Here is a 21,127-nt window from a genome sequence, read left to right on the forward strand (position 1 = left end):
CCAGCCCGCCTCCTCGAGGCGGGCTTTTTTGTGCCGACGGCGACCCGAAGCGCGGATCTCCCCGCTCGGCGATACCCGCAACACCGACCGGGCAAAACCGGCCGAATGTTGCGGGTTCGGCTAGAATGGCCTTCTGACCTTTTCCAGATTCGACCATGTCCCGCCGTATCATTCCCGTCGCCGATATCAGCGCGGTCCCCGATATCGCCGGCGCCGCGTTCGCGCCCCGGGGGACACTGACCGATGCACGCAGCCGTCCCATGCGCGATTTGCGCATATCGATCACCGACCGGTGCAATTTCCGCTGCGTCTACTGCATGCCGCGCGCTGTGTTCGACAAGGATTACCCGTTCCTGCCCCACAGCGCGTTGCTGACGTTCGAGGAAATCGAGCGTCTGGCGCGTATTTTCGTCGCCCACGGCGTCGAAAAGGTCCGGCTGACCGGCGGCGAGCCGCTTTTGCGCAAGAACATCGAATGGCTCATCGAACGGCTCGCGCGTATGAGTACGGCCAGCGGCCGGCCGCTCGACGTCACACTGACGACGAACGGCTCGCTGCTTGCGCGCAAAGCCCGTTCGCTCAAGGACGCCGGGCTCACGCGCGTCACGGTCAGTCTCGACGCGCTCGACGATGCGCTCTTCAAACGCATGAACGACGCCGACTTCGCGCCGTCGGCCGTCCTCGACGGCATTGCCGCCGCCGAGGCGAGCGGCCTCGCGCCGCTGAAGGTCAACATGGTCGTCAAACGCGGCACCAATGACGGTGAAATCCTCCCGATGGCCCGGCATTTCAAGGGCTCCGGTGTGGTGCTGCGCTTCATCGAATACATGGACGTCGGTACGTCCAACGGCTGGAACATGACCGAAGTGCTGCCTTCGGCCGAAGTCGTAGCGCGAATCGGCGAAGTCTTTCCGCTCGTTCCTCTCGAGCCGAATAGCGCGGCCGAAACGGCTCAACGCTGGGGTTACGCGGACGGCACGGGCGAAATCGGCGTCATTTCGAGCGTCACGCGGGCCTTTTGCGGAAGCTGCACACGGGCGCGGCTCTCGACCGAAGGCAAGCTGTACCTCTGTCTTTTCGCCTCATCGGGGCACGACCTGCGTGCGCTCGTGCGCAACGGATCGTCCGACGCCGATATTGCGACAGCCATCGCGCGTATCTGGCAAGCGCGCGAGGATCGCTACTCGCAGTTGCGAGGCAGCGGCGTGCCGGCCGGCCGCGACAACGATGCACCGCGCGTCGAAATGTCCTATATCGGCGGTTGATGCCGCCATGGCTCGCATGGAGCGCTCCCCCTCCTCCCTCGTCACCGGCCTGATCCTCGCGGGCGGCCGCGGTACACGCATGGGCGGCCTCGACAAGGGGCTGCAGCCGCTGCGCGGCGAACCGCTGGCGCTGCATGTCGCTAGACGCCTCGCACCGCAGGTCGGCGCGATGCTCATCAGTGCAAACCGTAACCTCGATGCCTATGCGTCGCTTGGCACAGCGTTTCAAGCGAACATCGTCAGCGACGCCAGCGGCGACTTCCCTGGCCCGCTCGCCGGCATACTGGCCGGACTACGCGCGGCGCGCACACCGCTCGTCCTCGCGGTGCCCTGCGACGCGCCGAACCTGCCGTCCGATCTCGCCGAGTGTCTCGGCAAGGCGCTCGATGCCGCGTCAGCGGACATCGCCACCGTCATCACACGGGACGGCACCGGCCGAACCACGCTGCACCCCGTCTTCGCGTTGCTGCGCACATCGCTTGCCGACGACCTCTCAGCCCGGCTCGCGGCCGGGGAGCGCAAGGTTCGCGCGTGGTACGCGCGCCACAGGCACGTCGAAGTCGCATTTGCCGACGAGCACGCGTTTTACAATGCCAACTCCTTGCAGGAGCTCGCCGACCTCGAGCGTGCCTGATATCGAAGGTGTGGACCGGGCCAGGCACGCAAGCCGCCGGTACGCGCACCGCGCCGACGGCCGGGCTACCCCAAAAAGAAGGACGTTCGCGGCCAATCGCAGATAATCGCCGCGTCCAATCATCGATGACCACCTCCGAAGACATTTCCCGCTGCGTCCCGGCACATGACGCCCAGGCACTGCCGGTCGCGCAGGCGCAAGCCATCGTGCGTCGCTGGGCGCAGCCGGTCGCCACGGCGGAGCGCGTTGGATTGCGCACCTCGCTCGACCGCGTGCTGGCCGAAGATGTGATCTCGCCGATCGACGTGCCGTCGCACGACAACGCCGCCATGGACGGCTATGCGTTCGACGGCGCAGTCCTCGCCGATCCAGCCCCCGGCCCAGCGGAGCTCGAACTCGAAGTCGCCGGGCAGGCGCTGGCCGGACATGCGTTCACTGGCCACGTGGCGCGCGGTCAATGCGTGCGCATCATGACAGGCGCGCCGATTCCAGCCGGATGCGATACGGTCATCGCTCAGGAGCAAACCGTACGCACCGGCGAGCGCATCGCCTTCGACGCACGGAAGATCTCCCGAGGCGCCAACTGCCGCCGCGCCGGCGAAGACTTGGCCCGCGGACACGCCGCGCTCAGTGCGGGGCGTATCGTCCGCGCCGCCGATGTCGGTCTCCTTGCTTCGCTCGGCGTAGCGGAAGTCGCGGTGCATCGCCGGCTGCGCGTCGCTTTCTTTTCGACGGGCGACGAACTTCGCTCGGTGGGCGAGCCGCTCGATGCGGGATGCGTCTACGACAGCAACCGCTACACGCTCGGCGCGATGCTCGCGCGCCTGAATGTCGAGGCACTCGATCTCGGCATCGTACGCGACGAGCCGGCGGCGCTCGAAGCCGCATTGCGAAGTGCCGCGTCCTGTGCGGACGTGGTTCTGAGCTCGGGCGGCGTCTCGGTTGGCGATGCCGATTTCACGCGCCGCCTGTTCGAAACGCTGGGCGATGTGGGGTTCTGGCAACTCGCGATGCGCCCCGGACGTCCGCTCGCATTCGGCCGGCTCTGGCCCACGCATCGGGACGACGATCTGCGCCCCGCGCTGTTTTTTGGCCTGCCGGGCAACCCCGTTGCCGTCATGGTGGCGTTCTATCAATTCGTGCGCGAAGCGCTGCTGGCGATGTCGGGAGCGAAAGTCGAAGCACCTTTGCAGTTGCGGGCGACCAGTTCGACACCGATCAAAAAACGCCCGGGCCGCACCGAATATCAGCGCGGCGTTGCGACACGCGCAGCCGACGGCACGTGGCTCGTCGCACCGACCGGCTCACAAGGCTCGGGCGTTTTGAGCTCGATGAGCCGAGCCAATTGCCTCATCGTGCTTGCGCACGAGCAAGGCGACGTCGCGGCCGGCACGCCAGTCGAGATCGTGCCCTTCGACGGCCTGATCTAATCGTCCAATCGAAAATATCGTCTCCAACGGGGCCTGTTCCACATGAAAAAACAAATCCTTTCGATCGCACCCGGTCAGACCGCCAAAGCGCTCATCCTCGTCTATCTCACCTTCAGCGTACCGATCGTGCTGCTCGGCATGCTCGTCGCGTTCATCAAGTACGGTTCCGTCGAACTGAGCACGATTTTCAGCGCGTTGCTGCTCAACGCGATCCTCGGCTTCGTACTGCTGTGGATCGCCTGCCACGCTTATAACTGGGTGGCCTCGCGTTTCGGCGGCATCGAGATCGTTCTGGCGGACGTGCCGGAAGAAGCCTGACGGCCATTGTCACGGCCGCCCTCAAGCGTCCGATTCCGACCCGCCCAAGTCCGCCTCGCCGAGCAAGCCCTGCGCTTCGTCTCCAGGCAAGGCTTCGACCGTGCGCAGCTTGGTACTCATGACCCGCGTACGGCGCTCGGCCGCCTCGATCGAGCGCGTCACCGTCTCCAACTGCGATTTCGTCTTTGCGAGCACGTCGCCGAACTTGCCGAATTCGGTCTTCACTGCGCCGAGCACCTGCCAGACTTCGCTCGAACGTCTTTCGATCGCAAGCGTACGGAAACCCATCTGCAGGCTGTTGAGCAATGCACTCAGCGTCGTGGGACCCGCAACCGAGACCCGGTAATCCCGCTGCAACAAGTCGGTGAGCCCGGGGCGGCGCAACACCTCGGCGTATAGCCCTTCCGTGGGCAGAAACAACAGCGCGAAATCGGTCGTATGCGGCGGCGCCAGATATTTTTCGGCAATCGTGCGCGCCTCGTTGCGCACACGCGTCTCGAGCGCGCGCGATGCCTCCTCCACGGCCACAGGATCGGCGCGCTCCTGCGCATCGATGAGCCGCTCGTAGTCTTCCCGCGGAAACTTCGCGTCGACGGGTAGCCAGACAGGTGCCGCGGCGCCCTCGCCGTTACCGCGATCCGATCGTCCCGGCAGCTTGATCGCGAATTCGACCCGCTCGCCGCTTCCCGGCACCGTCGCGACGTTCTTGGCGTATTGGTCCGCCGTCAGCATCTGCTCGAGCAGCGCTTCGAGCTGGACCTCGCCCCAGGTGCCGCGTGTCTTGACGTTCGTCAGCACCTTCTTCAGATCGCCCACACCGGCGGCGAGCGTCTGCATCTCGCCCAACCCCCGGTGCACCTGCTCGAGCCGATCCGATACGAGCTTGAACGATTCGCCGAGGCGCTGCTCGAGCGTCGCATGCAGCTTTTCATCGACGGTGCGGCGCATCTCCTCGAGCTTCGCCGCGTTATTCGCTTCGATGTCCTTCAGGCGCGCTTCGAGCGTTGCGCGTACTTCGGCAAAACGGCGGTCGTTGGCTTCCATGAGCTGCGCCAGTTGCTGCGCGAGCGTGTCGCCAAAACGTTTGAGCGTGGCGCTTTGCTCTTCGCGAGACTGGAGCGCCTGACGTTGCAAGCTCTCGCGCATCGATTCCAGTTGCTTCGCATTCGTATCGATGAGCAACGCGAGACGCTCCGAGAACCCGTTGATCTGCTGGTTCTGAACCGCGGCGACGCTCGTCAACTGTGTCGCAAGCGTCTGCTGGAACTGCGCGAAACCGCCGCCGAGTTCCACGCGGGACAGCCGCGCCGTTTCCGCGATTTCCGAGCGCAGCTCGCGTTCGAGCCGCTCATATGCCTGCGCCTGGTGCTGCCCGGCGGCCTCGACGCGCTCCCCAAGTTCGGCGAGCGGGTCGAGGCCGCTGGCCCGCGTGAGACCACGCAGGGCCAGTGCCAGCGAAAAAGCGAGGATAAGAACCGCGATCGCGAGCGCGACGGTAAGCAGTGTCGTCATGAGCGCGCCTTCCCGAGCACTTGCGGATTGATCGGATTGGGCGGCTGCGTCGCATGCGGTCCGACGCCGAGCCCCGCTATCAGATTGTCCGCCGCGAGATTGGCCATCGCCCGGCGCGTCGTCTCGCTCGCGCTGGCAATGTGCGGCGTCAGCACCACGTTCGGCACCGAAAGCAGGCCGGGATGCACGCCCGGTTCGCCTTCGAAGACATCGAGGCCTGCGGCCGCGATGCGCCGTTCGCGCAACGCGACGGCGAGCGCCGCATCGTCGACGATCCCGCCGCGGGCGATATTCGTCAGGGTGGCCGTACGTTTCATCAGCGCGAGCTCGGCCGCGCCGATGGTATGGTGATTCTCGGGTGTGTACGGCAAGACCAGGACGACGTGATCGGCTTCACGCAGCAAATCCGCCTTCGGCCGGTACTGCGCGGCAAGTTCGGCTTCGACGTCGGGCGCGACGCGCGAGCGATTGTGATAGATGACGTGCATGTCGAAGCCGCGCGCGCGTCGAGCGAGCGCCTGCCCGATGCGTCCCATGCCGATGATCCCGAGCGTCGAACCGTGTATATCGACGCCGAGAAAGCCGTCATGGCGCCAGCCCTGCCATTGCCCGTCGCGCAGCCAGCGCTCACTCTCCGTGATTCTGCGCGCCGCCGCCATCATCAGTGCCCAGCCGAAATCGGCCGTCGATTCGTTGAGTACATCGGGCGTGTTGGTGGCGAGCACGTTTGCCGCGTTGAATGCGGCGATATCGAAATTGTTGTAGCCCACCGCCATATTGGCCACCACGCGCAGGCGAGGCGCGGCGGCGAGGACGGCCGCATCGATCATGTCGCCGGCCGTCAGCGCGCCGTCCTTGTCGGCGAGCCGGCGCACGAGTTCGTCAGGCGCAAGCGCGGGGCCGTCGTTCCAATCGACCTCGAAATGCGCTTTGAGCCGCTCGACGACTTCCGGGAAGATCGGGCGCGCGACAAGAATTTTTTGCATCGGGTGTCTCCGTCACTGAGGCCGCACGTTCGTCACGGCCCCCAAAAAAACATCCACGTCGTCAACAGGAAAACCGGTACGAGGACGATCCCCGACCAGGCAAGATACGCGAAGAAACTGGGCATGCGTACGCCGCGCGCCTCGGCCATCGACTTCACCATGAAATTCGGTGCGTTGCCAATGTAGCTCATCGCGCCCATGAACACCGCGCCGGCCGAAATGGCCGCGAGAGTCGTCGCGCCTGACGTCGTCAGCACCTGCGCGTCGCCACCCGCGAGGTTGAAGAACACGAGATAGGTCGGCGCATTGTCGAGAAACGACGACAAGAGCCCCGTGGCCCAGAAGTACATCGCGTCGATCGGCTGGCCGCGCGCATCGGTGACGAGATCGATGACAGCCGCAAACGGCCCCTGCGGCCCCGCGCGCAACATCATGATGACGGGCGCGATGGTGACGAAGATGCCGGCGAACAGCTTGGCGACTTCCTCGATCGGCGCCCAGTTGAAGGCGTTGCCGACCCGTGCCGAGCGCGGCGTGAGCGCAAGCGACGCCAGCGTCAGCGCAACGAGCAGGACATCGCGCGCCGCGTTTTGCAGCTCGAGACGGGCACCCAGTACTTCGAGCGCCAGGCCGGGCCGCCAAAGCCCGCTCGCCAGCACGGCGGCGATGACGAGCGCAAGCAGCGCGAAGTTCGCTTTGCCCTCGATGGCGAGACCCCGCGTATCGGGCGAGGGGTCGAGAAACGGCGAGCGCTCCTCGTCTTCGCGCCGATAGAAGTAGCTGTCGAGCACATAAAAGAGCGCGAGCAGCAGGCCGCAGACGACGAGCATCGGCGCCACCAGATGCTGCGTGGTCCAAAAGAAACCGACGCCGTTCAAAAAGCCGAGAAAAAGCGGTGGGTCTCCGAGGGGCGTAAGGGAGCCGCCCGCATTGGCGACGAGAAAGATGAAGAACACGACGACATGGACGACATGCTTTCGATTGTCGTTCGCACGCAAGACCGGCCGAATGAGGAGCATCGCCGCCCCCGTCGTGCCCATGATGCTGGCAAGCAAAGTTCCGAGCGCGAGCATGACGGTATTCGTCCTGGGCGAACCGTGCAGGTTGCCGCGCACGCAAATCCCGCCGGCGATCGTATAAAGCGCCGTCAGCAGCACGATGAACGGCAGATATTCCTCGAAGAGCGCATGCGCCAAGGTTGCCAGTGCCGCCCCGCCGCCATGCGCATAGCCGAACGGCACGACGAACAGCGCGGCCCAGGCCGCCGCGATCTTGCCGAAATGGCGATGCCATAACGCCGGTGCCACGAGCGGAGCGATCGCGATCGACAGCAAGATGCCGGCAAACGGCAATGCCCAGGCGGGGGAAAGCGCCGCGCCGTCGAGCGTTGCCGCATCAGCGGGCGCGGGCAATACAACGCTTGCGAGCGCCACGACCAGCATGATCGCAAAACGACCGTCGAACGGCATGCGCGGCATTGCCGCATGTCGTGATTTCATTGACTTCCTCTTGTGATGCGGTATGCGGTGCGCAGGACGCCCGTGGCCTGCCGACGCGTCAACGCGTCGCGAAGCCTGCCGCATACCCGGTACCGGAGCGCTCAGGCACCCCGGACGACGATCGCGTGAACGCGATAGGGACCGTGCGCGCCCAGCACGATGGTTTGCTCGATATCGCCCGTGCGCGAAGGTCCCGAAATGAAATTGACCGCGCGCGGCAACTGCCCGCGCTCCGCACGCATGAGCGCGAATGCCTCCTCATGCCCGGCAACGATGCGCGAAGCGAACACGACGGCGATATGAGTCTCGGGCAGAAGCCCCGCCGAGACCTCCATGCCGGGCCCTGAAAGCAGCGCGAGCGAGCCCGTTTCAGCCGTCGCGCAAAAGCAGCCGGTGATACCGATCAGATCGGCGTCGTGCGGTTTGCGAAACTCGATCGACAGCCCCGCCTGCGCCCACGGCAGCGGCTCCAGATCCCGCCATGCAACGGCGCGCGCCGGCAAACCGCCCGCCGTCAGATAACGCGCGGCAGCCTCGGGGACCTCGGCGAGCGTCGCCACTTCGTCGACGGTGGTGCCCATGAGACGCGCTTCCGCGATGAACCGCGCGACAAGCCCCGCGGCATCCTCGGGCATCGGAGGACGTGGCCCGGCCGGATGCCGCGCGAGATAATCGGCCGCGGCCTCGAGCTCGTCCGCCTCCGGCTGCGCCGCACGACCGCTCGCGGCACGTATGCGCGAGAGGATGTTGCGGCGGGCAGCCGTTGTATCCATGACGATTCTCCTTGGCGACATCGAATGGCCGATTATACCGATGGACTTTTTCGAGATATACCGTCCCGACGGACGAACCGGACGAAGCGCCGCAAATGAGACGATTCTCGCCGATGCCGGCGAACCGCCGCGCTACTCGCCACCGACGTCGATCGGTGTCGTGATGCCGAAGACCTGTCGCAAATAAGCGATGTAGGCCTTGTCGTCGCACATGTTCTTGCCCGGCGAATCGGAGAGCTTCGCGACGGGCTGGCCATTGCAGCGGACCATCTTGATGACGATCTGCAGTGGACTGTAGCCGAGATCGTTGGTGAGATTGGTGCCGACGCCGAACGCGAGCCTGCAGCGTCCGCGAAACCGTTCATAGAGTTGCAGCACCTTGGGAATATCGAGCGCGTCCGAGAAGACGAGCACCTTGGTCCGCGGATCGCAGCGATTCTCCTCGTAGTGGCGCAGGAGCTGCTCGCCCCATTCGAAGGGATCGCCCGAATCGTGGCGCGCGCCGTCGAACAGCTTGCAGAAATACATGTCGAAGTCGCGCAGGAACGCCTGCATGCCATAGACGTCCGACAGCGCAATGCCGAGATCGCCCCGGTACTCTTTTGCCCAGACCTCGAAACCGTAGGTCTGCGAGTCGCGCAGGCGCGGCCCGAGCGCCTGGCAGGCCTGCAAGTACTCGTGGGCCATCGTGCCGAGCGGCGTGAGACCGTGCTTTTTCGCGTAATAGACGTTGCTCGTGCCGGCAAACTGCTCGCCGATCCCGCTCATCAGCGTGAGCAGCACTTCTTCGTGCCAGCGTCGCGAGAAGCGCCGCCGCGTGCCGTAATCGGCGATCTTGCAATCGGCGAACTCGGGGCGCGCGCCGAGCAGCGCGATCTTCTCGCGCAGGCGCTCGCGACCGATCGCGTAATCGGGCTGACGCTGCGTATTGCGGAAGTAGACCTCGTTCACGATGGCCAGTACCGGAATCTCGAAGAGAATCGTGTGCAACCAGGGGCCGCTGATGCCGATGTCGATCTCGCCGTTGCGTTTGGGGGACGGCGAAACCGAGATGTACTTCTCGTTCAGGTGAAAGAGCGCGAGAAAGTCGACGAAATCGCTTTTGATGAAGCGCATCCGTCGCAGATACTCGAGCTCGTCCTCGCTGAACGAAACCCGGCAGAGCTGGCGGATCTCCTCGCGGATCTCTTCGACGTACGGCGTGAGATCGACGTTCGGCGTACGGCAGCGGAACCGGTATTCCACGTTCGCCGCGGGGAAATGATGCAGCACCACCTGCATCATCGTGAACTTGTAAAGATCGGTGTCGAGCAGCGAGGTAATGATCATGGAACGCACGTGCCAGAGAACCAGTCGATGGGAAACCGTATTCTTGCACTACTTTGCCCGCGAATGCCGAATGTCGCGCGAGCGCGATGGCAGGTGTGCCCGCTTCAACGCGGCTCCGTTGCGGCAAGCCAGTGTTCATATACGTTGAGCGGCTCGATACGCCTCGCGATCCGCGTTGCCATCATCTGCATTGCAAGGCGGTTGCGCAACGCCGCCACGGCCGGCCACATCGGAGCCTCGAGAAACGAGGAAAGCGTAGCGGCGTAGCGCCCGTAGTACGGCTCGCCGCGAAACGGAATCTCCGGCACCTGCCTGCTCGGCGCCGCATGCAGAAAGTCCATCATCAGGCGGTATCTTGCGGGCTCGGGTAGTCGCACGACGATTTGCTGGAGCGCGGCATCGTCCGCATCGGGAGCATCGAGAAGAGATGAGAGCCGAACGCGCTGAGCCGCGCCGAGCGTTCGCACGTCGATCCGCAACGGCTCGTTGAAAGCGGCCGTCGCGATGACGGAACCGGAATAACGCTGCGCATCCTTCCATTCGGTCAACGAAAGCGGCCGGGTGCGGTCGTGCGCGAGGTCGATGACCATCGGTTCGATGTCGCCCCGAACCGGATGCCGGGTCATGACGGCTAGCGCGAAGTGATTGCTGTATTGCGATTCGCCCCTTTGCGGAATCCCCCACTCGGAACCGATCTGCACCGCCGGCCGGTCATCGTCCATGCGCGAAAACTCGAATTCGAATTGTCCGATCCGAAAGCCCTCGGCACTGTCGCCGTCGTGCGCACCGAGCGCTTTGCTGCGTCGCAGGCGCTCGGCGAACGGAATGTCGGCGAAACGCGATGGCGCCGACATGATTTCGCCCCGGGTATGCGCATGCTCGAGCCCTTGCGGCGAAACGTCGGGCACGAACATCGCCGCCACACGCAAGGCGGCGCACGGCACGCCCGCCTGCCGCAGCTCGAGTGCCCACAGTTGCGTTTTCGCGCCGCATGCGCTGACGAGACGATCCGGCGTCCGAACGCGCTGCGCCAGATATGTCGTCATTTCGCATGTTTGCGAGAAATCGAAGTAGCAATGCCCTCGGACATCGTGCGCAACTCGAAACACTCGCGCATCCGACGCTGTCCGGCCCGCGGCGGACGCAACCGGTCGCCGATCGGCGGCCACCGTGGCGCCCGCCTCTTGCTTGCCCGGGTCGCGAGCACGAAGCCGCAGCAGTTCGTCGAGCCAGAGCGCACCGCATCTCGGCATAGGCTCGACAAACGCCGCTTGCCCGCCGCACCCGGCGGTTTCCGCGCTCAGGCTCGCCGGCGGCAATCCCGAGGAAGGATGGATACGCGCGGAATCGTTCATTGTGACTTTTGGCGACGTCTGGTGAACCCGCAGCGTAGCAGCGCGCATCGATGCAAAGAGCGCCCGCGCGAAGCTGTCGGACACGAAGCCGAAGCCGCGCGCGCCATAAACTAATCACGAATCAATCTAAAGCGGAGTCGGGGGGTTTGGCCGATCGGGCCTTTACCTTACGCTACAATATCTCGTTTGCTCGCCTGGCATCCGCTTCCCCCGATATTCCGTATGCAGGAGTTTGAATGACTCACGTTGTGACCGAAAGCTGCATCAAGTGCAAATACACCGACTGCGTGGACGTCTGTCCGGTCGACTGCTTTCGCGAAGGTCCCAACTTCCTCGCGATCGATCCCGATGAATGCATCGACTGCGCCGTGTGCGTGGCCGAATGCCCGGTGAATGCGATCTACGCCGAGGAAGACGTCCCCGGCGATCAGCAGCAGTTCATCGAACTGAATTCCGAGCTTGCCAAAGGCTGGCCGAGCATTACGAAGACCAAAGGCGCACTGCCCGAAGCCGATCAGTGGAAAGACGTCACGGAAAAGCTGAGCCAGCTCGAACGATAACGCGTCGGAACGCTCGCCCGATGCGCCGGTTCGTGCGCGCGCCCGGCGTGTTCGTCTCCGGCGCCGCCGCCGCCGCTCCTCGCGCGGCTTGCACGGCTTTGCCCCAGATGGCAGTCCCTGCTTGGAGCACCCCGGGGTATTGACAGTACCTGCATCACCCCATAGAATCTCGCTTCTCTGCTGTTGTTCCCCGATAGCTCAGTCGGTAGAGCGCCGGACTGTTAATCCGTAGGTCCCTGGTTCGAGCCCAGGTCGGGGAGCCAAAGAATGCACGCGAAGAGCCCGTTCTCAAGACGGGCTCTTTTGCATCGAGCTCGTTCGATTCAGCACCCAGTCTTTTCCCCGATAGCTCAGTCGGTAGAGCGCCGGACTGTTAATCCGTAGGTCCCTGGTTCGAGCCCAGGTCGGGGAGCCAAACACGCGCAGACAAGCGAAAGGCCCGCCCATCCGGCGGGCCTTTCGCTTTGGCGGTCCCATGCGCCTTCGCCACCTGTGGTACCGTTTTGAGATGATGCTCGCCTCCTCCCAGCGAGCTTTTTGGCGGCTCGCGCGCGCTTTTTGATCGACACCCATGACTTTGCCCCGCTTTCGCGACTCAGCCCGCTACTGGCGCACGCCGCTCGTGCCCGGAGCCGAGATGCTGACTGCCGAGTACCGCGAGCACACGTTCGCGCCGCACTGGCACGAGGCGTACACCGTGGCGGTCATCGAGGCGGGCGCCGAAGGCTACGACTATCGCGGGGCCCATCATGTCGCCGATGCCGGCACGGTACCCGTCATCAATCCGGGCGAGGTTCACACCGGCTCGCGCGCGATCGAGGCTGGCTGGCGCTACCGTGTGCTGTATGTGCCGATCGACTATATCGAACGCCTCGCCGAACAAGTTGCGAACCAGCGGCAGGCGATGCCGTGGTTTCCGCTCGAGCCGATACGCGATACCGATCTGGCCGTGCGCATTGCGCGCGCGCATCGTCTCCTGGAGAACGGTGCGGATCCGCTTGCCGCCGAGACCGCCCTTCTCGACGCGTTCACGACGCTCGTCACCCGCCATGCGCAAGCGCGGCCCGATGCCGCGCTCGCCGGCATCGATCATCCGCGCGTCGCCGCGATGCAGGCGCGGCTGGCTGCCGATCTCACGGAATCGCTGAGCCTCACTGAACTCGCGAGCGAAGTCGGACTTTCCGCGTTCCACGCGGCGCGCCTGTTCGCGCGCGCGACAGGCCTGCCACCGCACGCATGGCGCAACCAGCTCCGGCTGCAACGCGCGCTCGCCCCGTTGCGGGCCGGCGTGCCCGTCACCGAAGTCGCCGCCGCCAGCGGGTTCACGGACCAAAGCCACTTCACCCGGCACTTCCGGCGCATGTTCGGCGTGCCGCCGGGCCGCTGGCAGACGAGCTGAACGCTCCCTCGCCGCGGTCCGGGGCCGCCTGCGTAAGCGCCCGGAGCAAGAACCCAGAGCAAGAACATACAAGCTCCTTTTCCTACGCACGGCTAAGCTCGTGGGAAAAGGAGGATTCGGCAGTGAACCCACGCACTTCGCTCAACGAATTTGCCGACGGCGCGCGCGACATGGTCCCGATGATGGTCGGGGCGGCGCCGTTCGGCGTCATCTTCGGCACGCTCGTGAGCTCCGGCCCGCTGCATCTGTGGCAGGGCCAGCTGATGTCGCTGACGGTATTCGCCGGCTCGGCCCAGTTCATCGCGCTCGGCCTGATCGCCGGTCATGCCGGGCTCGCCGTGGTATGGGCGACCACGTTCATCGTCAATCTGCGCCACCTGCTCTACAGCGCGACGCTCGCACCGTATGTCGCCAAGCTGCCGGCGCGCTGGCGATGGACGCTTGCGGCAGTCCTGACCGACGAGGTCTTCGCCGTCGCCTACGCGCACTACCGTCACGCCCCGCCCGGGGCGATCGGCCCGCATTACTTCCTCGGCGCAGGGGTCGCCATGTACGTGAACTGGCAGATCTGGACCCTCGTCGGACTGCTGTTCGGGGCCGCGTTTCCGCGTCTGCAATCGATGGGCCTCGATTTCGCCATGGTCGCCACCTTCATTGCGATCGTCGTGCCGCAGCTCGTCGCCCTGCGCTTCATTGCGGCCGCACTGACGGCCGGCGTACTCGCTCTCGCCTGCGCCGCATGGCCCTACAAGCTCGGGTTGCTCGCGGCCGTGGCGGGGGGTGTCGCCGTCGGCGTCGTGCTTTCGCGTCCATGGGCCCGCCGGCCGGCGCATGCGGAGGCCACCCGATGAATGCGGTCGTCCTCATCCTCGGCATGGCCGTCATTACGTGCCTGATCCGGGCCACGCTCTTCGTACTGGGCGAGCGCGTTACGTTCCCGCCGCTCGTGCGCACCGCGCTCGGCTTCGTGCCCGTCACCGTCCTGACGGCCATCATCGTACCGATGGCCGTAGCGCCGCATGGCGGGCAGCCAGAGCTCACCTGGCGCAACCCGCAGCTCGTCGGCGCACTGGCCGCCTGCGTCGTATCGGCCGCCACGCGCAGACCGCTCGTCACGATCGCGGCCGGGCTCATTGTGTTCTTCGCCTGGCAATGGCTCGTCGCGCACTGATCCGGTGCACGAAAACCGCCTCAAGTTCCGGCTCGGGCGGCCGATAAACAGACGAAACGCGTGCGCCGGACAGCAGCCGGACTGCACGCATCGTACTGGGGTACATCGACGCCGCGTGGAATTGGCGGATTGCGCACGCGCACGCACCCGGCCGCGAGGCGAAGCGCACGGCATGCCGATGTCCCGCCCGCGCGTCGGCGCCGGCGCACACGCACGGACGAGCTATCAGGACATGCCATGGGTCAGATCACCCTTTCTCTTCGAGATGAGACCATCGCCTCGCTGCACAAGGACTTCGAAGCCTTCGTGCGCGTGTCGCTGAAGCTCGACCCGCAATTCGCGACGCCGTCGTTCGAGGATTTCCTGCGCGCGAAGCTGCTCGACAACATGGTGCCGCTCACCGAGCACGCCGTGCAGCGCATGCTTCAGGGCGGTCAATACGCATGGGCCAAGCGCACGCTCGACAAGGAATTCCCCGACGTCGTCGGGATCCTCGTGCGACAAGCCGAGGAGTTCGGCTTCGCATTCGCTTACCGCTCGCAATGGACGCCGGAGGAGCTGGCCAAAGCCTGCCGCGACTGGGCCGCGGCCATCGTCAAGGAAGCCGGCGGCGACGCGGCGCTCGTCGATCCGCTCTCGGCGCAAATCAAATCGTCGGCCAAGGACATCCTGGCGCTCGAAGAAAAAATGCAGACGCCCGCCTGGCGTCTTGCCGAATCGTTGCGCCAGCGCGTCTACGAGGCCAAGATCGCCTGCGAGACGAGCGTCGGCAGCACCGCGCGCGAGAAACTCGGGGAGCTACGCGGTCTGCTCAAGCTGGGGCTCGCGCACGGTTCGTTCCAAAAGCAGGAAGCTCAGCAGATCATGGAATTCCTGCGCCTGCTCAAGCCCGAAATCTTTGTCGAAGAGCCGTACGACATTTTTTCGCGCATGGCAGTCTGGCTGCGCAATTTCTTTATGCCACCCGCGCAGCAGCCGCGCGCCCAGGAGCGCCGCCAGCGCTAGCGGAGCGGGCCCGCGCGCCCGGCATTGCACGAATGCGGTCCGGGTCGGTCGACGCGAATCGGACTTGTCCTATTCCCGCACCCCGCTACTTGGCTTATGATGCGTGCCCTGTCTTCCCTCGGTGCGCGCATTTGCCATGGCCAACCTCAATTTCACGCTCACCGGCGAATACGTCGAATTGCACAACCTGCTCAAGCTGACGGGGCTGGCCGATAGCGGCGGCTCGGCGAAGATGCTCGTCGCCTCTGGCGCCGTCAAGGTCGATGGCCGCCCCGAGCTGCGCAAGACGTGCAAGATTCGCGCAGGCCAGGTCGTCATGTTGGGCGATACACGGATCGCCGTGCTCGAAGCGCCGTGAACCGCTCGCGCCGCTTGTAAGCGGCGCTGCCACTGCCCCGCCATTCGCCGCCATGCGTTGCACCTGCCGCGGACAGGGGCATCCATCGACACGCACGCCGCAACGCAATAAGCTTTCCGTTCTTTCGACCCAATCCGTCGCCCGTCTATCGCAGCCGCTTTGGCTGGCGCTTTGCGCCTTCGATCTCTCATGTCGCACTCAGGTCTTTCGCACGCCGCCGGCGCGCCACCCACATTCTCCCGCCACGCAGCCGAAACGGCCCGGCTGGCGGCGCCGCTCGCAATCTCCCAGCTTTCGCAAATGGCGATGGGCGTGACCGACACCATCCTGCTGGGCTCGCTCGGGGCAGACGCACTCGCGGCCGGCGGCCTCGGCGCCGGCATCTTCTTTGTCGTCGTGACGCTGTTGCAAGGGGTGCTCACTTCGGTCAGCGTCACCGTTGCCAACGCGCGCGGCGCCCAGGCCGACGATCGCGTGCCGCATATTTATTGGACCGGCCTCGTACTGTCCGCGCTGCTCGCCGTGCCGGCGTTCGTTCTACTGTCGTTCAGCCAGCCGATCCTGCTGGCATTCGGCGAACCGGCCGCGCTCGCGCGCGACGTCGGTGCCTACACCGGCGTGCTGCGCTGGGCATCGCTCGGCAGTCTCATCGGCATCGGCATGATGCGCGCCTTCTTGCCGGCCATCGGCGCGGCCAAACGGCTGCTCTGGATATCGATTGCCAGTGTGGGTGTCAACGCGGTGCTCAACTACGGTCTCATTCATGGCGCCTACGGATTGCCGCGGCTCGGCTTGCTGGGCTCCGCGGCGGCTACGTCGATCACCGTCTGGGCCACCGCGCTGGCGCTCGTCATCTTGCTGCACGGCCGCCGGCGCTACCGCCACTTCGTCAGCGCCGCGCGCCCCAACATGCCGCTCATGGGCGAGCTCTTCGGCATCGGCTGGCCGGTGGCGATCACCTACGGTGTCGAGTCGATGCTCTTTCTAGGCACCGGTCTCATGATCGGCCTCCTCGGCGAGACGCAGCTCGCCGCGCATCAGATCGCGCTCAACGTGGCCTCCGTTTCGTTCATGGTGCCCCTCGCGATCGGCCAGGCCGCCAATGTTCGCGTCGGCTACTGGCTCGGCGCCGGGCAACCTGTCGCCGCGCGGCACGCGGGCTTCGTCGCGCTCGGTCTCGGCATCGCATTCATGTCGCTCTCCGGACTCGTCTTGATCGTCGCGCCGCGCGCCATCGTCGGGCTCTACCTGCGACTCGACGATCCGGCCAACGCCCCGACGGCGGCCATCGCGGCGTCGCTGCTCGGCGTGGCGGCGGTCTTCCAGATCGTCGACGGCATGCAGACGATCGGTTCCGGGTGCCTGCGCGGCTTGAAAGACACGCGCATCCCCATGCTCGCCGCCGCGTTCGGCTATTGGGGCGTCGGCTTTCCAACCGGCTATGTGCTTGCATTCCATGCCGGCCTCGGCGCGCGCGGATTGTGGTGGGGACTCGCGGCCGGGCTCGCGAGCGTCGCGCTTCTCATGACACTGCGCTTTCACCGCATGACGCGCGCGGCGCCGTCCCGACAGCCAACGACGCAAGGCTGAATCCGCCAAACTCCAGGCCCCTACCCGCGTGGGCCTTCTTCTTGCATGGATTGCGGGCAGTGCGCATAGAATGACTTTTCGTGCCAGAGCAGACGGTTTTACTGCGGCGCAATAACCATTCTTGGCGACGGAGGGTCTGCAACGTGTTCGAATCGAGGCGAAAACGGTCCGCGCCGCATCCCGCGGGGTTGCCCGTTCAGCCACGCCTCGACATCGCTCGCTGCGCCGCGGCGCGAGAGGCAGCACGGCGTGCCCTCACCTTCACGCTCGGTTTCGCCCTCGTGCTGCTGACTGCATGTTCGACACTGCCGCCCGCCACTTCGCTCCATCGCACCGAAAGCCACGCGCTCGCCGACCCGCAAAACACACCTCTGGGCAAAGCGCTCGCCCCGCTCGATGCGGCGCATCCCGGCCAAACGGGCTTTCGTCTGCTGACCGATGGCACCGATGCGCTCCAAATGCGCGTCGCACTCGCACGCGCCGCAACGAAAACACTCGATCTGCAGTACTACATCGCCTCCGAGGATACGACCGGGCGGCTCCTGCTCGCCGCCGCGCTCTACGCGGCAGACCGCGGCGTACGCGTGCGCATGCTCGTCGACGATCTCAATTTCCATGACAGCCAGCGCCTCATGGCCGCCCTCTCGACGCATCCGTCGATCGAGGTACGCGTGTTCAATCCGTTCGGCAGCACCCGCAGCAGCGTCTTCGCTCGTACCGAAGACGTCTTCACGCGCATCGACCGCTTCACGCGACGTATGCATAACAAGGCGATGATCGCCGACGGTTCCGTGGCCATCGTCGGCGGGCGCAATCTCGGCGACGAGTATTTCAGCGCGAGTCCGACGCTGCAGTTTCGCGATCTCGACGTACTCGCCGCCGGCCCCATCGTGCAGCAGGTTTCGCGCAGTTTCGACATTTTCTGGTCGAGCGCACTCGCCTACCCCGTCGGCGCGCTCGAGAAACACCGTTACGCACCCCAGGAACTGCACGATGTTCGCGAAGCATTGCGCGCGCATTGGCGAGCGCAAGCGCAAGCGGTCGGCGCAAAACCGCTCAACGGCGAATCGCTGGACGTGCAGATCTCGAAGAAAGAACTCGGCCTCGTATGGGCTCCGGCGCAGTTTGCCTTCGATTCACCGCGTAAAGTCACCGATGACGATGGCAGCTACCGCAGTCCGCCCATGCACCGGCTCGCGGATCTGCTGAAAAACGCACAGCACGAAGTGCTGATTCTTTCCCCGTACTTCGTGCCGCACGATGCGGGCGTGAACATGCTCGGTTCGCTCACGCAGCGCGGCGTGCGGGTAGCGGTGGTGACCAATTCGATGGCCTCCACCGACGCGGTCGCGGTACAGGCGGGCTATAGTCCCTATCGCATTCCGTTGCTCGAGAACGGGGTCGAGCTCTACGAATTCCAACCGCTGCAGCAAAACGGCTCGCGCATTTTCCTGGGCTCGACTTCGCGCTCGAGCCTGCACGCGAAAGCCTATGTGATCGATCGGCGCATGCTCGTCATCGGCTCGCTGAACTTCGATCCGCGCTCCGCGCATCTGAACACCGAACTCGCGCTTTTCATCGACAGTCCGAAGCTGGCCCAAGCGACCGCTTCGCTGATCCTTCGGGCCATGTCGCCAGACGCGAGTTTCCGGGTGACGCTGGCCACGCCCGAAGAAAACGCGCATCTGCGCGCGCTCGGCGCTCCGGTGTCGGGCCTCGTCTGGACCGGGAACGAAACGTCGGGCAACACAACTTACCTGCGCAGTTGGTCGCTCGATCCCGAGGCCGGCCTCGTACGAAATGTCCTGACGGGGCTATTCTTGTTGCTGCCGATCGATTCGCAGCTCTGAGCAGCAGCCCGCGAGCCCGGATGCAACTCTCTTCCTTCAATTTTCGATTGTCCAACCGACGGAGCGCTTCATGACCGAGGACGTACGTATGGAACGCGACACATTCGGCGAAATCGCCGTACCGAGCGCCAGGCTTTGGGGCGCCCAGACGCAACGCTCGTTGCTCAATTTCCGGATCTCCACCGAAAAGCAGCCGCCCGAGCTCATCGATGCGCTGGCCTTGATCAAGCGCGCGGCAGCCGAAGTCAACCTCGAGCTCGGCGTGCTGCCCGAAGACAAGGCGCGCGCGATCATTCAAGCAGCCGACGAGATCATCGAAGGCCGGCACGCCGGAGAGTTTCCGCTCGCCGTCTGGCAAACGGGCTCGGGCACGCAAACGAACATGAACCTGAACGAAGTCATCGCCAATCGCGCCAGCGAGATCCTTGGCGGCGAGCGCGGCGAGAACCGCAAGGTTCATCCGAACGACGATGTCAATCGGGGACAGTCGTCCAACGATGTCTTCCCTACCGCCATGCACATCGCCGCGGCGCTCGGTATCGTCAAGCATCTGCTGCCGCGGCTCGCCGCGCTGCGCGCAACGCTGGACGCGAAAGCGAAGGCATTCGCGGATATCGTGAAGATCGGCCGGACGCATCTGCAAGATGCCACTCCGCTTACGCTGGGCCAGGAGTTCTCAGGGTACGTGGCGCAGCTCGAGCACGGCATCGCGCATCTGGAGGCCACGTTGCCGCACCTGTACGAGCTCGCGCAAGGCGGCACGGCCGTCGGCACCGGCCTGAATGCGCATCCGCAATTCGCCACGCGCGTCGCGGCCGCGATCGGACGGCTGACCGGGCTCCCGTTCGTCAGTGCCGCGAACAAGTTCGAAGTGATGGCCGCGGCCGATGCGCTCGTGTTCGCGCACGGAGCGTTGAAGACCGTCGCGGCGAGCCTCATGAAGATCGCCAACGACATTCGCTGGCTCGCGAGCGGCCCCCGTTGCGGGCTCGGGGAACTGACGATTCCCGAGAACGAGCCGGGCAGCTCGATCATGCCGGGCAAAGTCAATCCGACGCAGTCGGAAGCCGTCACGATGCTGTGCTGTCAGGTATTCGGCAACAACGTCGCGATCAACTTCGGCGGCGCGAGCGGCAATTTCGAACTCAATGTGTTCCGGCCGATGATCGCGCACAACGTCCTGCAATCGATCCGGCTGCTGGCGGACGGCGCGCAAAGCTTCAACGACCATTGTGCGGTCGGCATCGAAGCGAATCGCGCGCGCATCGATGCGCTTCTGAACGAATCGCTGATGCTCGTGACCGCGCTCAATCCGCACATCGGCTACGACAAGGCGGCGCAAATCGCGAAAAAAGCGCATAAGGAAGGGACGACCCTCAAGGCCGCGGCATTGGCGCTCGGCTACGTGAGCGAAGCGCAATTCGATGCATGGGTGCGGCCCGCCGATATGGTCGGGCGTAGCGGCGACTGAGGCTTCGCCACGCAGGGCAACACGGGGCGCGAGGGCCGAGGGTGTCGGCGCTGCGCCGCTCAGATCCTGCCTTGCGCCATTTCTTCAGGCTTCAGCTCGACGATAGCGTCGAGCGCCGCCTTCACGTCCATCGCATACTTCGCCACGCGTTTTTGCTCTTCCGTTGACGGTACGAACGGCGGAACAGGAATCGGCGTGCCGTTTTCATCGACGGCCACGAACACGACGAGGCAATCGGTCGTGAGCCGCAGTTGACCGCTTTTCGGGTCGCCCGCATGCACCGTCACATGGATGTGCATGCTGGTGCGGCCCGTGGCGACGACGCGGGCGCGCAGCTCGACGAGATTGCCGACGAGAATCGGGCGCCGAAAGCGGATATTGCCCACGCTCACGGTGACGCAATAACGGCCTGACCAGACAGCCGCGCAGGCATAGGCCGTCTCGTCGATCCATTTCATCAGCGCGCCGCCATGGACCTTGCCGCCAAAGTTGACCGAGGTCGGCTCGGCGAGGAAGCGAAAGGTCGTCTCGGACCGATCGAGCGGGGCGGTGACGTTTGACATCGGGGCTCCGGTGCTGCGGCGAAAGCGCATATTGAAAGGAGCCGATTATACGGGGGCAA

At 65.0% G+C, this 21,127-nt stretch carries 20 protein-coding genes and 2 tRNA genes; 15 read left to right on the forward strand and 7 right to left on the reverse strand.

Annotated features, from left to right (window positions below):
• The first annotated feature begins 155 nt into the window (after nt 1-155).
• The 4 genes from moaA (at nt 156) to ACR9ZC_RS21490 (ending at nt 3,647) form a co-directional block, all read left to right on the forward strand.
• Entirely contained in the window at nt 156-1,265 is a 1,110-nt protein-coding gene (gene moaA / locus ACR9ZC_RS21475) for a GTP 3',8-cyclase MoaA (RefSeq protein WP_440562707.1), read from the forward strand.
• Between the two features lie 7 nt (nt 1,266-1,272).
• Nucleotides 1,273-1,899: a molybdenum cofactor guanylyltransferase MobA gene (gene mobA, locus ACR9ZC_RS21480; protein WP_414720342.1), complete on the forward strand. Its 627-nt coding sequence runs from the start codon at nt 1,273-1,275 to the stop codon at nt 1,897-1,899.
• A 125-nt stretch (nt 1,900-2,024) separates the two neighbouring features.
• Nucleotides 2,025-3,329 (forward strand): molybdopterin molybdotransferase MoeA, encoded by a 1,305-nt coding sequence (moeA, locus tag ACR9ZC_RS21485; protein WP_481581853.1) that lies wholly within the window; start codon nt 2,025-2,027, stop codon nt 3,327-3,329.
• A 42-nt stretch (nt 3,330-3,371) separates the two neighbouring features.
• Nucleotides 3,372-3,647, forward strand: a complete 276-nt coding sequence (locus ACR9ZC_RS21490) for a hypothetical protein (RefSeq protein ID WP_173258395.1) — start codon at nt 3,372-3,374, stop codon at nt 3,645-3,647.
• 21 nt (nt 3,648-3,668) lie between these two features.
• Here ACR9ZC_RS21490 and ACR9ZC_RS21495 read toward each other — a convergent pair whose 3' ends face one another.
• The 6 genes from ACR9ZC_RS21495 to ACR9ZC_RS21520 form a co-directional block, all read right to left on the reverse strand.
• Nucleotides 3,669-5,159, reverse strand: a complete 1,491-nt coding sequence (locus tag ACR9ZC_RS21495) for a DNA recombination protein RmuC (protein ID WP_481581854.1) — start codon at nt 5,157-5,159, stop codon at nt 3,669-3,671.
• Complete coding sequence (locus ACR9ZC_RS21500) at nt 5,156-6,145, reverse strand: 2-hydroxyacid dehydrogenase (RefSeq protein ID WP_481581855.1); 990 nt, start codon at nt 6,143-6,145, stop codon at nt 5,156-5,158. Before ACR9ZC_RS21500 ends, ACR9ZC_RS21495 begins: the two co-directional genes overlap by 4 nt.
• A 32-nt stretch (nt 6,146-6,177) precedes the next feature.
• Nucleotides 6,178-7,614 (reverse strand): sodium:proton antiporter, encoded by a 1,437-nt coding sequence (locus tag ACR9ZC_RS21505; protein ID WP_481582734.1) that lies wholly within the window; start codon nt 7,612-7,614, stop codon nt 6,178-6,180.
• Between the two features lie 131 nt (nt 7,615-7,745).
• A complete protein-coding gene (locus tag ACR9ZC_RS21510; protein WP_481581856.1) occupies nt 7,746-8,417 on the reverse strand; it encodes a LutC/YkgG family protein in 672 nt (223 codons plus the stop codon).
• 132 nt (nt 8,418-8,549) lie between these two features.
• Nucleotides 8,550-9,746, reverse strand: coding sequence for a nicotinate phosphoribosyltransferase (gene pncB / locus ACR9ZC_RS21515; protein WP_481581857.1), 1,197 nt, complete (start codon nt 9,744-9,746; stop codon nt 8,550-8,552).
• 104 nt (nt 9,747-9,850) lie between these two features.
• On the reverse strand, nt 9,851-11,101 hold the full coding sequence (locus ACR9ZC_RS21520) for a hypothetical protein (RefSeq protein ID WP_481581858.1): 1,251 nt from the start codon (nt 11,099-11,101) through the stop codon (nt 9,851-9,853).
• Nucleotides 11,102-11,337: 236 nt separating this feature from the next.
• Between ACR9ZC_RS21520 and fdxA the strand changes: the two genes are divergently transcribed.
• From fdxA to fumC, 11 genes are all read left to right on the forward strand, one after another.
• The gene (gene fdxA / locus ACR9ZC_RS21525; protein WP_331574034.1) at nt 11,338-11,661 is read left to right on the forward strand and encodes a ferredoxin FdxA; all 324 of its coding nucleotides are present in this window, start codon (nt 11,338-11,340) and stop codon (nt 11,659-11,661) included.
• Between the two features lie 187 nt (nt 11,662-11,848).
• Nucleotides 11,849-11,924: transfer RNA gene (locus tag ACR9ZC_RS21530), tRNA-Asn, on the forward strand.
• Between the two features lie 76 nt (nt 11,925-12,000).
• Nucleotides 12,001-12,076, forward strand: a tRNA-Asn gene (locus ACR9ZC_RS21535).
• A gap of 156 nt (nt 12,077-12,232) precedes the next feature.
• On the forward strand, nt 12,233-13,060 hold the full coding sequence (locus ACR9ZC_RS21540; RefSeq protein ID WP_481581859.1) for a helix-turn-helix transcriptional regulator: 828 nt from the start codon (nt 12,233-12,235) through the stop codon (nt 13,058-13,060).
• A gap of 170 nt (nt 13,061-13,230) precedes the next feature.
• Nucleotides 13,231-13,911, forward strand: a complete 681-nt coding sequence (locus tag ACR9ZC_RS21545; protein ID WP_481582735.1) for an AzlC family ABC transporter permease — start codon at nt 13,231-13,233, stop codon at nt 13,909-13,911.
• Nucleotides 13,908-14,231, forward strand: coding sequence for an AzlD domain-containing protein (locus ACR9ZC_RS21550; protein ID WP_481581860.1), 324 nt, complete (start codon nt 13,908-13,910; stop codon nt 14,229-14,231). Before ACR9ZC_RS21545 ends, ACR9ZC_RS21550 begins: the two co-directional genes overlap by 4 nt.
• Before the next feature lie 237 nt (nt 14,232-14,468).
• Nucleotides 14,469-15,236, forward strand: a complete 768-nt coding sequence (locus tag ACR9ZC_RS21555; protein ID WP_331574040.1) for a DUF4088 domain-containing protein — start codon at nt 14,469-14,471, stop codon at nt 15,234-15,236.
• A gap of 136 nt (nt 15,237-15,372) precedes the next feature.
• Nucleotides 15,373-15,594: an RNA-binding S4 domain-containing protein gene (locus tag ACR9ZC_RS21560; RefSeq protein WP_331574042.1), complete on the forward strand. Its 222-nt coding sequence runs from the start codon at nt 15,373-15,375 to the stop codon at nt 15,592-15,594.
• A gap of 189 nt (nt 15,595-15,783) precedes the next feature.
• Nucleotides 15,784-17,184 carry an MATE family efflux transporter gene (locus ACR9ZC_RS21565; protein WP_481581861.1) on the forward strand — a complete coding sequence of 467 codons (1,401 nt, stop codon included), beginning with the start codon at nt 15,784-15,786 and terminating at the stop codon, nt 17,182-17,184.
• Between the two features lie 188 nt (nt 17,185-17,372).
• Complete coding sequence (locus ACR9ZC_RS21570) at nt 17,373-19,034, forward strand: phospholipase D-like domain-containing protein (protein WP_481582736.1); 1,662 nt, start codon at nt 17,373-17,375, stop codon at nt 19,032-19,034.
• Nucleotides 19,035-19,104: 70 nt separating this feature from the next.
• Nucleotides 19,105-20,505 (forward strand): class II fumarate hydratase, encoded by a 1,401-nt coding sequence (gene fumC, locus ACR9ZC_RS21575; RefSeq protein ID WP_481581862.1) that lies wholly within the window; start codon nt 19,105-19,107, stop codon nt 20,503-20,505.
• 59 nt (nt 20,506-20,564) lie between these two features.
• Here fumC and ACR9ZC_RS21580 read toward each other — a convergent pair whose 3' ends face one another.
• Nucleotides 20,565-21,068 carry an acyl-CoA thioesterase gene (locus ACR9ZC_RS21580; RefSeq protein ID WP_331574048.1) on the reverse strand — a complete coding sequence of 168 codons (504 nt, stop codon included), beginning with the start codon at nt 21,066-21,068 and terminating at the stop codon, nt 20,565-20,567.
• Between the last annotated feature and the right edge of the window lie 59 nt (nt 21,069-21,127).

The organism is Trinickia sp. HAY1-2D (assembly GCF_056754935.1).